Annotated in this window: 12 protein-coding genes and 1 tRNA gene; 9 read left to right on the top strand and 4 right to left on the bottom strand. The window is 41.6% G+C overall.

What is annotated here, in order from left to right; translation table 11 throughout:
• Positions 1-98: 98 nt before the first annotated feature.
• A tRNA-Ser gene (locus SJY38_RS08205) sits at positions 99-188 on the top strand.
• Between the two features lie 157 nt (positions 189-345).
• Here SJY38_RS08205 and SJY38_RS08200 read toward each other — a convergent pair.
• From SJY38_RS08200 to SJY38_RS08190, 3 genes are read right to left on the bottom strand one after another with little or no spacing between them, the layout of a single operon-like run.
• Entirely contained in the window at positions 346-1,413 is a 1,068-nt protein-coding gene (locus tag SJY38_RS08200) for an ABC transporter substrate-binding protein (protein ID WP_029774042.1), read from the bottom strand.
• On the bottom strand, positions 1,410-2,855 hold the full coding sequence (locus tag SJY38_RS08195) for a sensor histidine kinase (protein ID WP_096739796.1): 1,446 nt from the start codon (positions 2,853-2,855) through the stop codon (positions 1,410-1,412). Before SJY38_RS08195 ends, SJY38_RS08200 begins: the two co-directional genes overlap by 4 nt.
• A complete protein-coding gene (locus SJY38_RS08190; protein ID WP_029774040.1) occupies positions 2,848-3,519 on the bottom strand; it encodes a response regulator transcription factor in 672 nt (223 codons plus the stop codon). The genes SJY38_RS08195 and SJY38_RS08190 overlap by 8 nt, the downstream gene beginning before the upstream one ends.
• 272 nt (positions 3,520-3,791) lie before the next feature.
• Here SJY38_RS08190 and SJY38_RS08185 point away from each other — a divergent pair, with 272 nt between their 5' ends.
• The 7 genes from SJY38_RS08185 to SJY38_RS08155 all read left to right on the top strand — a co-directional run bounded on the left by SJY38_RS08185 (position 3,792) and on the right by SJY38_RS08155 (position 12,077).
• The gene (locus tag SJY38_RS08185) at positions 3,792-5,117 is read left to right on the top strand and encodes an OprD family outer membrane porin (protein WP_377109596.1); all 1,326 of its coding nucleotides are present in this window, start codon (positions 3,792-3,794) and stop codon (positions 5,115-5,117) included.
• Between the two features lie 189 nt (positions 5,118-5,306).
• Positions 5,307-5,489, top strand: coding sequence for a hypothetical protein (locus SJY38_RS08180; RefSeq protein WP_024032566.1), 183 nt, complete (start codon positions 5,307-5,309; stop codon positions 5,487-5,489).
• Between the two features lie 42 nt (positions 5,490-5,531).
• Entirely contained in the window at positions 5,532-6,635 is a 1,104-nt protein-coding gene (locus SJY38_RS08175; protein ID WP_377109594.1) for a 4-oxalomesaconate tautomerase, read from the top strand.
• A 329-nt stretch (positions 6,636-6,964) separates the two neighbouring features.
• Entirely contained in the window at positions 6,965-8,077 is a 1,113-nt protein-coding gene (locus SJY38_RS08170; RefSeq protein ID WP_024032569.1) for a tripartite tricarboxylate transporter substrate binding protein, read from the top strand.
• 74 nt (positions 8,078-8,151) lie between these two features.
• Positions 8,152-10,140, top strand: coding sequence for a tripartite tricarboxylate transporter permease (locus SJY38_RS08165; RefSeq protein WP_377109593.1), 1,989 nt, complete (start codon positions 8,152-8,154; stop codon positions 10,138-10,140).
• 84 nt (positions 10,141-10,224) lie between these two features.
• A complete protein-coding gene (locus tag SJY38_RS08160; RefSeq protein WP_126006573.1) occupies positions 10,225-11,088 on the top strand; it encodes a universal stress protein in 864 nt (287 codons plus the stop codon).
• A 125-nt stretch (positions 11,089-11,213) separates the two neighbouring features.
• Complete coding sequence (locus tag SJY38_RS08155) at positions 11,214-12,077, top strand: alpha/beta fold hydrolase (protein WP_377109592.1); 864 nt, start codon at positions 11,214-11,216, stop codon at positions 12,075-12,077.
• Positions 12,078-12,138: 61 nt separating this feature from the next.
• Here the strand turns inward: SJY38_RS08155 and SJY38_RS08150 are convergent, their stop codons facing one another.
• Entirely contained in the window at positions 12,139-12,531 is a 393-nt protein-coding gene (locus SJY38_RS08150) for a DUF2750 domain-containing protein (protein WP_004588808.1), read from the bottom strand.
• Positions 12,532-12,946: 415 nt separating this feature from the next.
• On the opposite strand from SJY38_RS08150, the gene SJY38_RS08145 reads away from it, so the two are divergent.
• Positions 12,947-13,990, top strand: a complete 1,044-nt coding sequence (locus SJY38_RS08145) for an alkene reductase (protein WP_377109591.1) — start codon at positions 12,947-12,949, stop codon at positions 13,988-13,990.
• Positions 13,991-14,288 lie beyond the last annotated feature (298 nt).

Raw genomic sequence — 14,288 nt, 5'->3', positions numbered from 1 at the left:
TGATTGATTATTAGACACTTAACAGCACAAATTTAAAAAGACCTTGCACCTGTGTAACCTATTTCATACTATAACGCGCTGTTGCTAAGCAACACCGTGGAGGAATGGCTGAGTGGCTGAAGGCGCACGCCTGGAAAGTGTGTTTAGGTTAATCCCTAACGAGGGTTCGAATCCCTCTTCCTCCACCATCATTCTTGACCCCAGTTATTGAATATCAATAACTGGGTTTTTAATGCCTGCTGCCCAAACCTTAGTTATACGCTAATAGGCATGTATTTAGTGGGTAATCTCAATCGGCCCTTAAAGTCGCTCCATTAAATACATGACATGGTACAAGTCCCGAATTTATTGGTACTCAAATAACGCGTTTTCCCATTCTTGAATGATTATTTGGCGCTTCATCTGATCGTCTATCACTAATATTTCTATGCCAAGGGGGACGGGGCGCAGCTGACCCTCTGATATATCAAGTAAATGTTTTTGCTTAATTCTTACTTCGTTATTTATTGGCTCAAAATTAGTAAAGTTGGCCATGTCTGTTTGCCCTTGTACAGACACTAAGTAATCAATAAATAGCTGTGCGCCAATTACATTTTTAGCATGTTTAGGAATAATGGCGCTGCGCATAATAACCGAGGTGTAGTCTTTAGGTTGCACCACAATAATATTAGGGTGCTGCGCCGCCCATGTGCGCGCATAAGAGCTTAATATGTTATAGCCAACAGTGAGTTCACCCGTTGAAAGTGCCTTGAGTATGTCGGCGCTGCGTCTAAATACACGTGTGCTGTGATAGCCAAACGATTCAAGCATTCGGCCATAGCTTGAGCTTTGCTCGCGGTCATGAGCCCATAGCAAATAGCCTATGCCCACTTGAGTAATATCATAAATGCCAATGCGGCCTTTAATTTGCTCACTGCGCCTACGAATTAGCTCTAATAATTCGTTGCGGCTACTTGGTGCGACCTCTTCGCCTAAAAATTCTTTATTAAATGCAATTACTGCTGTTTCATAGGTAAAGCCAAATACTTCATTTCGCCATTTAGCCCATGCAGGAAGCTTATTTGTTTGCTCAGAGCTGTAAGGCTGTGCGTAACCATCGTTAACTAACTTTACCTGCAAGTTCATTGCTGAACTTAATAACACGTCGGGCGGGTTTTTAACGTCGGCTAAAAATTCGCTATACACTTCGAAAGTACTCAGCTCGTAGTAATCAATTTGTACAAAAGGGTATTTTTTTTGAAAGGCCGATAAAAAAGGGGCAATTTCCATTTTGTCAGCGCCGCCATATATTTTAAGCACGGATTTATTTTCGCTTTGTGCCGGAAATACTAAAGGGGTTTTTGCTGCAACGAATGGCGAGCCTACAAAGCACGTAAAAACAACGGCAATATAAATCAGCGATAAAAGTTTCAATGTTCGTCCTCGGTCAGCATTAACGGAAAGTTTATTTCAAAAATAAGCCCCGACGGGGTGTTATCAAGCAGCTTAATAGCAGCGTTATGATGCTCTGCTACCTCCTTTGCAATGCTTAAGCCTAGACCACTGCCGGCACGTGGGTCGCCTTTACTTTTGTAAAACCGCTCAAACACATGTTGTTTTTGCGCATCGGGTACACCTACGCCTTGATCAGCCACGCATAATCGGGCTATGTAACCACTGTCTGTACTGTGAAGCTCGGTAGACACATTAACTTCTTTGTTTTGCGGGCTAAATTTAATCGCGTTTTCTAAAATGTTGCGTAGCATTTGGCTAAGTGCAAACGAATCACCATTGATCATTAAATTATCATCACCTTGATATGTGATGATCACGCCGCGTTGAATCGCCGATACCGCTACATCTCTACACACAGACTTTACCAGCTCCGGCAACGAAAGCGTTATTAAAGGCTGGCTATGAAAGCGGTGCGCAAGAGTGGCTTGGTTTAACAGTTGCGTAACGGTGCTGTCGAGTAAATCTGTTGAATATAAAACACGATTTAACTGCTCTGTTCTTATTTTTTCATCGCTTTCTTCAATGGCATTTTGCGCCTGGCTTTTAAGGCCTGCTAGGGGCGTTCTTATTTGATGGGCGACTTCGCCGGTAAAGCGCTTTAAATGATTAAGCGAGACTTCTAATTGCGATATAAAATGGTTAATGGTTGAAATTAAATCGGCCATTTCTTTAGGAACCGACATATCAATAGGGCGTAGATCAGTGGGGGAGCGCCGACGTATTTTTTTATTTATGCTGTAAATAGGGCGCAAAATTTGATTTACTCCCAGTAATATAAGCACAATAGCTATTACAAACGTTAAAATAACCATTTGTATTACATTTAAATTCATTTCATAGGCGAGCTGATCGCGAGCTTGGGTGGTTTGGCCTATTAAAATATTTACATCAAACGATTCGCCCACTTCATAAAGCTTATCTGAGAGTAGAATAAAGCGGTAGTTTTCGCCTTTGTAATCACCTTCCCAAAATTGTATCAGCAGGTTATCTCGCGGGTCATATTCTGCACGTTGCCACTGAGTGTCGGCTTTTTGCAAAATGTGTTGATATAAGCCATTGTAGCCGGTTAAGTGCTCCCCTTGATTTTGTGTTATTTGATACACCAATCTGTCATTTGAGGCCATCGAGAGAGTTTCGAATGTAGCGCTGGGTAAATCAACAATAATTTCGTGGTAATCAATGTGGGTATTTTCAAAAATTTGTAAAGCAGCACTGGCAAGTAGCCTATCGTATGAAATTTGGGCGGCGTTTTTACTGTAATTATTAGCCATAAAATAGGTTATAAGTGTAATTATAACCATTAAAGCAATGGTTATTGTAAGCAGCTGTCGGCGAATTGAGGGGAGGGTTTTGCTACTCATTCGGCTCTGCTAAAAGATAGCCTAAACCACGCAGTGTTTTTATATCAACACTGCTATTTACAAGCTTTTTACGAAGCCTTGCTACGTAGGTTTCTATGGCGTTGGGGCTAGGTGAATCATCAAACGAATATAAGTGATCGAGTAACTCATCTTTATTAAGCACTTTGCCTTGATGCGTTAAAAATATTTCTAGCAACCTAAACTCTCGTTGTTTTAAGTCAATAAGTTCTTTAGCAATAGTGACCGTGCATGATTTTCGGTCAAAATCGAGGTTGCCATAACTTATAATGTCTTTACCTAGGCCTTGGTTACGCCTAAGTAGGGCGCGGCAACGGGCTTCTAATTCGCCAAAATCAAAGGGTTTAGTGAGGTAATCGTCGGCGCCTAAGTCGAGTAATTCTATACGGTGCTCTACTTGAGCGCGTGCCGTTAAAATTAATACAGGCGTATTTGATGAGCGAGCCCTGAGCTTTTTTAATATTTGCTCACCGTTTAAATTGGGCAAGTTTAAATCAAGTAAAATAAGGTCGTACTCATGGCGTTTTAACAGCGAATTAGCCACATCACCACTGGTTACAAGGTCTATACCTTGGCCCATTTTGGTGAAGCGTTGGCAAATTGCTTCTCCTAACACTTCGTCGTCTTCAACTGCTAAAATTCTCATTAAGCACACCCGCAAAGTCGCAATTAAAAAATATAATTTTAAGTTGTGCAAGACACTAAACAATTACTGCAACGTTTACAATACGCAAATGCCTTCGTTTATAGCAAGATAAGCTATAGTTTTAATTTAATAGCCAAAAAATACAATTGCCTAAAATGTAATTATCTTGTGACAGGTTTGTGACAGGTTTGCCGTGTAAATTGCAACATGAATAAACTGATACACACTACACACAACTATAAATTTAATTAAACAAGGTAGCGGAGACAACTATGGCTCAACGGTTCTCTAAAATATTTGCAGTAACAGGCGCAGTATTAACTTGTGTTTCTATTCCTTCGTACGCTTCTTTTAATGGGCTTACAGAGCAAGACGAATTTAATATTAAGCTAAGGTCAATTTACTTTGACCGCGATTACGATAACGACGCCAGCGACGACTCAACGTTTGCACAAGGCATAGAGCTCAATTATCAATCGGGCTATTTTAATGACTTAATTAGCATGGGTGTCTCTACTTATACGGTACTTAATTACAACTCAACCGGCAGCGCACAAAACAATATTTTACCCGCAGGGGATGAAAAAGGCGGCGTTGACGATAGTTTTTCTAAATTTGGTCAATATTTTATCGACGTTAAACTTGGCGACAATGGCCATGTAAAAATAGGCGGGCAAAAAACCAAAAGCATGTTGTTAAAAAGCTCAGGTAGTCGCGCAATTCCCAATACTTTTAGAGGCGTATTTGGTGACTACAAGTTTGGCAATACCAAAGTATATGGTTACGCCTACGATAAATGGAGCCGCCGCCACGACGACAAGTGGGAAGATTTTTCTACCGACCAGTCAGATAACGGCGCAATTAGTGTTATTTGGGGTGTGGGCGCAAGCTACAAAAAAGATGCGCTAAAAATAGACGCAGAATATTTAAATTCTCATGACTACTTATCAAAGCTTGGGCTTAAAGGCAGCTACGCTATTAAGCTCGATCAAAGTAAGTTAACCCTTTCAAGTGGCGTATTTACCTCACAAGACGATGGCGATTTATTTGTAACCGGCGCAGAGGGTGGTGATTTAGATGATGAAGATGCACTCGGTGCGGTTTCAGGCGTTACTAAAAGTGAAAACGATGGTTTTGCCTATTACCTAGATGCCAATTGGAAAAAAGATATTTGGACACTAGGCGCCGCATTTACCAAAGTGAACGATGCTTGGATTGAAGATAACTTTAGTGGCGATCACGGGACTAACCCGTTTCCCACGCGCTCATTAATTGGTGCCGATTTAACAAACCAAAATGAGTCAACTTGGCAGGCTCGCTTAGGTGTTGACCTAAAAGCAGTGGCACCGGGTTTAACCACAAAGTTTTATTACACCAGCGGCAGCGATGCAGAAAATTCAAGCTTAGGTAAAGCAGGTGGCACAGCCGATGAAAAATATTGGGCTATTGATACACGCTACAAAGTAGCGGCTGTAAAAGGCTTAAGCCTACGTTGGTTATTTTTAGATTACACCACAGATGAAACCGGCAGTGTTGATGGTGTAAAAGGAGACAGAGCAGATCACCGTGTATATGTAGATTACACCATTAAGTTTTAAACGCCCCTTCGATTGGCTTTTAACGCGCAGCATGAAAATGCTGCGCGTTTTTTAATTTTTAAAAGTTATTTTTTAATCAATTTTTATTTCGTGACAGGTTAGTGACAGTTTGGCTCCTTACTCTTAAAAAAAGGGCAACGTTTTGATAACGACGTTACTTGTTTTTAATTGCATTGAAAGGGCGAAACGATGAACTCAACACACGCTACACCTCAGTTAAAACCTACGCCGAGAGCCATTCACTTTCGTGCAAATAGCCACCAAACAGCCACGGCTGCTAGTGCAACAAGTAATACTAATTTTGCCCCTCAATCTTTGCAAAGTAAGCAAGAGCAAGTGCAAGAGTGCGTGGTTATTTTAAGTAATAACTAACCCGTTACTGCTCATTTAAATTGATTTAGAAGCTGGATTATTATGACTATTCAAAAAAAAATACCTTGTGTCATTATGCGCGGCGGAACGTCTCGCGGGACTTATTTTTTAGCCAACGATTTACCGAGAGAATGGGATAAACGCAAAGAAATTTTAACTGCAGCAATGGGCTCAGGCGATCCGCTGCAAGTAAACGGCGTTGGTGGAGGAAACTCACTAACCAGTAAAGCGGCCATTATTTCACGCTCAACAGACCCCGATTCAGACATTGATTACTTATTTGCGCAAGTTGCCATTGAGCAAAATGAAGTCGATATAACCCCTTCGTGTGGCAATATTTTATCAGGTGCAGCACCTCTGGCAATTGAATACGGATTGGTTACTGCAAACGACGGTGAAACAACGGTACGGGTTAAAAATGTAAATACCAATACCCTGATTGAAGTTGTTGTACAAACGCCTAACGGATTTGTTGAATACGAAGGCGATGCCACCATTGATGGCGTACCAGGCTCTGGGGCGCCTATTTTACTTAAGTTTTTTGATGTGTGTGGCACTAAAACCGGTGAATTACTGCCTACAGGCTCTGTACGCGATACCTTTGATGGCGTAGAGGTAAGTTGTGTAGATGCTGCCATGCCAATGGTACTCATACCTGCTCCATCACTGGGTGTAAAAGGCTCTGAAACTAAACAAGAGCTTGATGCAAATACAGAGTTACTGCAAAAAATAGAAAGCATTCGCCTGCAGGCGTCACTAAAAATGGGCCTTGGCGATGCAACCGGAAAAGTCATTCCTAAAGTCGGTTTACTGTCGGTGCCGCAATTTGGCGGTACGATAACTTCTCGCTACTTTGTGCCGCAAAATTGCCATACCAGCCATTCTGTTACTGGGGCAATTTGCGTGAGTGTTAGTTGCATGTTGCCAGGCAGTGTGGCGTACGACTTAATTACCCCACAAAGCTCAGAGCAGCAAAATATAGTGGTTGAACACCCAAGCGGTAAAATAGATTTACTACTTGAGGGGCGCTTTGAAAACGACACGCTAGATATAAAATCGGCGGGGTTAATGCGCACCGCCAGAATGTTATTTAAAGGTGAAGTACACATACCTGCAAAAGTATGGGATGAAAGCAAAATAGCTTAACTTATACCAATGGGCAAAATAGCTCACTTAATTAAGCGAATTGGTGTTAAGCCTTAGTAAACCAACCGAAAATGCGATAGCAGATTGTTTGTTATCGCTTTTTTTATGTTTTAAAATAAAAATAAGTTTATTTTTATTTTAAAACAATGACTTATGAATAATTTCAAATTAATGGATAGTTTGGCATCGATGACAGGTAGATGACAGTTTCGGCTATTAGTCTAGCTGTTGTTAACTCCTTTTAACGAAATACTTTCATCTACGTAATAGATGCAATGACGTTATTAGGACCTATTTAAATAATTGCAGCGAATAACAGAGGTCAAATTATGAAGATTAAATTAAGTACTTTTGCACCTAATCGACTAAAAGCAATGCTTGTTGTGTTAGCAGCGAGCACTTGTATCAGCTCAGCTTATGCAAACAATAACGACGAAGTAAGCTTTGATGGTGAGCGAGTAGAGTGGGTTGTGCCTTTTAAAGAAGGTGGCGGCTCTGACACATGGGCACGTTTTTTTGGTCCGCGTTTTTCTCAGCATTTAAATGGTAAACCTGTGGTTGTGGTTAAAAACATTCCAGGTGGTGGCTCTACCAAAGGCGCTAACCGCTTTGAGCGCCGCGCTAAAGCAAATGGCTTAAATGTATTTAGTACTTCTGCCTCTACACAAATCCCTTACTTACTTGGCGACTCACGCGTTAGATACGAAGTAAAACGTTGGAACGTGATTATGGCCACACCGACAGGTGCGGTGGTATATGTGCGCCCAGAGCTGGGTATTAAAAACGCATCAGAGCTTGCCAAATTGCAGGGCCAAAAACTTAAATTTGGTAGCCAACGCGCTGCCTCAATGGACTTAGTTGGGTTATTAGCCTTCGACATGCTTGATTTAGACATACACGCCATTTTTGGTATGAAGGGCCGTGGCAGTGCACGTTTATCGTTTGAGCGTGGCGAGGTGGATATCGACTTTCAAACTACCTCTGCCTACTTAAAAAAAGTACAGCCGCTAGTTGATGAAGGTAAAGCGATTCCGCTTATGTCGTTTGGTGTACTTAATAAAGAAGGCAAAATTGTACGCGACCCAACGTTTCCTGACTTACCACACGTAGGCGAAGTATACGAAATGATCCACGGTAAAAAGCCAACAGGCGTTGAATACAACGTATGGAAAACCTTTTTTGTAGCCGGTTTTGCCGCGCAAAAAGGGCTGTTTTTACCTAAAGGCACCCCTGATGACGTTATTGCAGAGTGGCGCAATGCAGCACAGCGCGTCATTGATCAAGACAACTTTAAAGAAGAGTCTGAATTAGTACTTGGCCAATACCCACAACTTGTAAACGAAGATGCAGTAAACACACTGAGCTCAGCACTGACAATTTCTGAAACTGACAAACAATGGGTAAGAAATTACCTAACCGAAAACTACAACGCGCGTTTTTAAAAACCCATGTTGATTTGTTGTACACACAGTGGCTCGCATTTAGTGAGCCACTTTTTTAATCTAAGGAGAGCAGTATGTTAGATGCATTTTTAATTGCGCTACAAACTATTCTTACCCCCACACACTTAATGTATTTATGCGGCGGCGTTTTTTTAGGCTTGCTGATTGGTATTTTTCCGGGTTTAGGCGGCATAGCGGGTTTATCGTTATTACTGCCATTTTTATATGGTATGGACCCAATTTCAGCGCTTGCTATGCTTATTGGCCTAGTCGCGGTTATTCCAACCTCTGACACCTTCACCTCTGTATTAATGGGTATTCCAGGCTCCAGTGGCTCACAAGCCACAGTGCTTGATGGCTTCCCACTGTCTAAAAAGGGTCAAGCAGCCCGTGCGCTTTCAGCAGCGTTTGCTTCGTCATTATTTGGTGGCCTTTTTGGCGCCATTATTTTAACGCTGTTTGTACTGATTGCCCGCCCCGTTATTTTAGCGTTTGGCTCGGCCGAATTATTTATGCTTACTTTGCTAGGTTTAAGCATGGTGGGTGTATTGGCCGGTAACAGCCTAGTAAAAGGCTTAAGCGCATGTGGCTTAGGTTTATGTTTAGGCTCACTTGGCGGTGCTCCTGCAACCGGTGAATACCGCATGGTATTTGATAACGGTTACCTTATGGATGGGATTCCGTTAGTGGTTGTTGGTTTAGGTATATTTGCATTACCAGAAATTATCGATTTACTGCGTCAAAACCGCTCTATTTCAGAAGCATCCGAGTTGGGTAGTGGATGGTTTGAAGGCGTAAAAGATGTTGTTAAAAATAAATGGCTAGCTACGCGCTGTGCTGCCATTGGCTGTGTTGTTGGCGCACTACCTGGCCTAGGTGGCAGCGTAGTTGATTGGATCTCTTATGGTCATGCGGTACAAACCTCTAAAGACACCGAAAACTTTGGTAAAGGCGACATACGCGGTGTTATTGCCCCTGAGTCATCAAATAATGCCAAAGAAGGCGGTGGCTTAATTCCGACCTTATTATTTGGTATTCCAGGTTCTGGCAGCATGGCTGTATTTTTAGGTGGCATGGTATTAATTGGCTTAGAGCCGGGCCCTGCGATGATCACCACTGACCTTGATGTTACTTACACCATTGTATGGTCACTGGCACTTGCTAATGTAATTGGCGCGGGCGCGTGTTTACTTATTTCTAAATGGGTAGCAAAAGTAACAACTATTCCTTACACGCTCATGGCACCATTTATGGTTATGGTGATCTTTTTTGCGGCGTTTCAGGCAACCCGTGATTTAGGTGATTTAGTCGCACTTATTGGCATTGGTATTTTAGGCATATTAATGAAGCGCTTTGGATGGCCTCGCCCAGCATTTTTAATTGGTTTTGTACTGGCAAGCGGCATGGAAACTTACCTTTATCAAGCTATTCAGTTTGACGGCATAGAGTTTTTATTAAAACCGGGCGTGATTATTATTGGTGCATTAACCGCGCTTTCTATTTTCTTTGCAGCACGCCACTCTATTAAGGCTGCTAAAAAAGAAAAAGCCAATAAAAACACGGCTAATGCTGAGCTAAAACCAACTAATCTTAAACCACAAATCGCGTTTTCTGGCTTTGTTTGTTTAGTGTTTGCATACGGTTTGTATGACTCGTTCCAACGCACATTTTTAGGAGGAGTATTTCCTGCCGTGGTGTGCTCGTTCATGTTAATACTCTCTGCTGTTGTGCTGATCAAGCTGCTACTTAATAAAGTAGACGATGCTGTAAATTACGATAATGAGGTCTCTGCGGGGTATGTAAACGACTCAAGTGTGACTGGCCTTTGGCATTATGTATTTTGGCTGTGTGGCTTATTAGCTGGGTGTTTTTTACTGGGCTATGTGATTTCGATAGCGTTGTTTTTCATAATATTTTTACTTGTAAAAGCACGTATATCAATTGCTAGAACATTAACACTGACAGTGTGTGCGTTAGCATTCTTACTTACTTTATCGCACTTTATGGTATTAGATTTACCAAGCGGTTACCTACAAGAAGTGGCAAGCTTTACGCAGCTGTAAACGCCGCCGTGCTAAGCAAAACAAGCAGCGCTTAGCACGGTTTACATTCGCTCTAAAAGGCACTGGCTTAAGAAGGATATAATTATGATTTCACCTAAGCTTATTTTAATGCCGCTTTCTACAAGTGGGCATGTAACAGAGCGCTTAAAAGGGGGCTTAGCCGTTGCTAAGTATTTTAATGCGCACCTTGATGTTTATCACACGCACTTAGACCCAAAACGCTTTTTGCCAACAGGGCAGCTTGGCTTACCAACTAAATTGGTAAAAGAGTTAGACTCTGTAGCAGGGCGCTTTGCAACAACCGAATCGGCAAATTTAAAAACCGAATTTGTTAGTTTATGTGCCCAGCATCAAGTTAAATACACTGACGACAGCGCAGAGCATCCCACGCACCCAAGCGCTTCATGGCATATTAATATAGGTGTGCGCAGCGAAATAATTGCAGAGCAAGGCAAAGTTGCTGATTTAATTATTATTCCGCAGTCTAAAAGTGGTAAATCAACCTCGACCTTTGAGGCATCGGTAATGCGAAGTGGTAAACCTATATTACTGGTACCACGGCAAATGACCCACTTTGATATAAAAACAGTGGTGATTGGCTGGAACGCCAGTACCGAGGTATCGCGCGCGCTCACTTACAGTTTACCGCTTTTAAAACAGGCTAAAAAGGTTGTTATTTGCACCAGCGCAAGTAGCGCCGATAAAATGCCAAACGGCCATGAAGTGGTTAAATATTTAGCCCAGCACGATATTAAAAGTGAGTTTGTAACATTTAATAATGGCAGGCAATCAACCGCTAAAGCGTTTATGTCGGTAGCGCAAATGCATAATGCAGATTTAGTGGTGATGGGCGCATTTACTCACAGGCGAATCCATGAGCAAATTTTTGGTGGTATGACTAACTACATGCTAGCAAACACCACCTTGCCAATACTTATGGCGCGATAACACTTAAAGCTTAAAAACTAAATTTTACCCAAAAGCCGATATTTACGTTCAATATCGGCTTTTTATTAAAGCTCAATGTGATAAAACTAACCATTACAATAATAAAAGTTAATGGGTAGCAGCCTATGTATACGCTTTCACAGTGGCAATCAAACGGGCAGTTTATTGATATAAATGCCCAGCAAATTTTTACTCAAACAGCGGGGGATGCTAATAACCCCGCGCTCCTTTTGATACATGGCTTTCCAAGTGCAAGCTGGGACTGGGAAGGTATGTGGGATGAGCTCAAAAAACACTACTTTTTAGTTACACTTGATATGCTGGGGTTTGGCCTTTCGGATAAACCAATAAATGCTGCTTATAACATTACAGAGCAAGCTGATTTATACACGCAATTTTTAAAGCGTTTAAATATTACCAATGTACACCTATTAGCTCATGATTATGGCGATACCGTGGCTCAAGAGCTACTAGCAAGGCAAGTTGCTGGTCAAAGCGACATACGCATACACAGTGTATGCTTTTTAAATGGCGGGTTATTTCCACACATACATAAACCTTTATTTATCCAAAAGCTGCTACTTTCAAAACTCGGTTGGCTAGTACCTAAGCTAATGAGCAAACAAAAGTTTGCTAAAAGTTTAATCACTATTTTTGGTAAAAACACGCCACCAGCCCCTATGGTAATTGATACCCTTTGGGCGTTGTTAATTTATAACAAGGGTTTACGTGTAATGCCCAAGCTAATTAAATATATTACACAGCGAAAACAAAACGAGCAGCGCTGGGTTGGGGCAATGATTAATAGCGTTATACCGCTTACGTTTATTGCAGGTGAGCAAGACCCAATATCGGGTAAACACATGCTTGAGCACTATAAAAAAACAATACCTAATGCGCGCGTACAAGGGTTTGTTGAGCTTGGGCACTACCCACAAATAGAAGATGCCAAGGCTATAACTGAGGCTTATTTAAATTTTAGAAAGTAGATATAAAAAACGCGGCTATTTTAAGCCGCGTTTATAAACTAAATAACGTGATGCTGGCTACTTAGTACTTTCTTTTTTTAGGGATTTTTAACTGGCTTTCAAATTCATCAGGAAAAAGCACCGTGCCGTCGTCCTCTTCGGTAGGGAACACCGCAATCAGTAAGTCGTCTTCTTCAAGGCCGGGTGTCCAGCGGCTAAACCAATCTTTAGTCGGAATGGCTTTTGGGGTACAGCCTTCCCATTCGCCCGTGGCCCAAGCTTGTGCAAAATCGCGGGTTGGCCACACTGGTACACAGTCGTCATCTTCGTTGGCAAGCATTACGCAGCCATCATCGTCGTTTAAAATCCATACTTGTTTGTACTGTTGTACGGTTTCAAACATAAAAGCGAGTCGTTTTTTTGCCCCTAGCCCTAAAATTACGGTTTGTTCTTCAGTCGCATTTGCAGTTGTCATAATTGGCTCACTCTTTATTGCTTCAAATTTGAATTTTACTGTTACAAGTATATCGAGTTATGTGACAGTGTGTTGAAAAATTATTATTTAACCTGAACTCTGGATAATAAATCTATCTCTAGCAGTTATTTTAAGCGCTAACTGCGTTGAATTTACTTGCAATAGGCTAGCTATGGACGCGTAAATTCGCCTTGTTTTTACTGAAAATCTCTGGCTAGAGATAAAATAAGCTTAACTATCATCATGATAAAATATGTTAGTAAATCTCTTAACCAGAGTTCAGGTTATTTAATTTTGTAATTCAGATCTGTTTTGGTACTCCCTAAGTATATTTTGAGCGAGCATTCAAAATTGCCCTTGAATGTTGTTAAAAAGGCCGCATCTCATATGCATACTCATAATGAAGGATTTAACAATGACCACAGATTTACTGGCTCCGTATACATTAAACGACTCACTTGAACTTAAAAATCGCGTTTTTATGGCGCCTTTAACCCGTTGTATGGCTGATGATAATTTAGTACCTACGCAAGATATGGTCGAATATTATGCGCGCCGTGCCGATGCCGGCTTAATTATTAGCGAAGCCACTATCATTCGCCCAGATGCACAGGGCTACCCAAATACACCGGGGTTATTTACCAGCGAGCAAATTCAAGGTTGGAAAAAAGTAACCGACGCCGTACATGCAAACGGCGGTAAAATGTTTGCACAGCTTTGGCATGTTGGCCGTGTTGCTCACCCTCATTTTTTTGACGGCGAAGTATTAGCGCCATCGGCAATTGGTGTTGAAGGCTCTGTACCACGTATGCGTGAACTGACGTACATTACGCCAAAAGCGGCCACTAAAGAGGATATTAATTCACTGATAGCCGACTTTGCTAAAGCGGCCGAAAACGCCATTGAAGCAGGTTTTGATGGTGTAGAAATTCATGGCGCAAATGGTTATTTAATTGATCAGTTTTTACATTACGCTGCAAATGAGCGCACTGATGAATATGGCCAAACACCTGAAAATATGGCGCGTTTTGCAATAGAAGTGACCGATGCGGTTGTTAATGCAGTAGGTAATGAGCGTACGGCAATTAGGTTATCGCCAGGTGCTTATTTTAATATGGAAGAAGATAAGCGTGATAAAGCGGTATTTGATTATTTATTAGCGCAGCTAGATGACAAAAAACTGGCTTACATTCATGGTGGTATTTTTGATGACAGCACTCAATTTGACTCTTTAGAAGGTAAAACAACCTCGCAGTATTTGCGCGCAAACACTAAAACCAGCCTTGTAGGGGTAGGTAGTTATAGTTTTGATGATGCAAAACAAGCAATAAACGATGGCCAGTTTGATTTAATTGCGATTGGTCGTCCATTTATTGCTAATCCAGATTACATTAGTAAAGTGGCTAATAATGAAGAACTTGTTGCTTATAGTGACGAGATGTTAGCTAAACTATTCTAATTAATTAGGGCGTGTTGACCTTTGGCGTTTGAATTTGCAGCAGTATGTTTGGTTTTTAGGCAAGGCAGAGCCTATGAAGTGTGGTTACTCCCCATTAATAGGCGATAACGCAGCATAAATGCCAAACATGCGCTGCCCTTCGGGTTCTGCCTAGGGGCGATAAACTCTTTGTTGCCTACATGGATGTAGGTAAGGGGCGTGAGCAGGACGCGGAAGCTTTACTCGGTTTTTACTTAGCCCACTAGGTTACAAACCTCGTGCCGCGATTTAATCACCCCTAGATTGAACAAATTTCAAT

Origin of the sequence: Pseudoalteromonas sp. R86517, assembly GCF_042466295.1 — a bacterium.
Taxonomy (GTDB): Bacteria; Pseudomonadota; Gammaproteobacteria; order Enterobacterales; family Alteromonadaceae; genus Pseudoalteromonas; species Pseudoalteromonas atlantica.
This window is presented reverse-complemented; position numbering and strand designations above follow the sequence as displayed.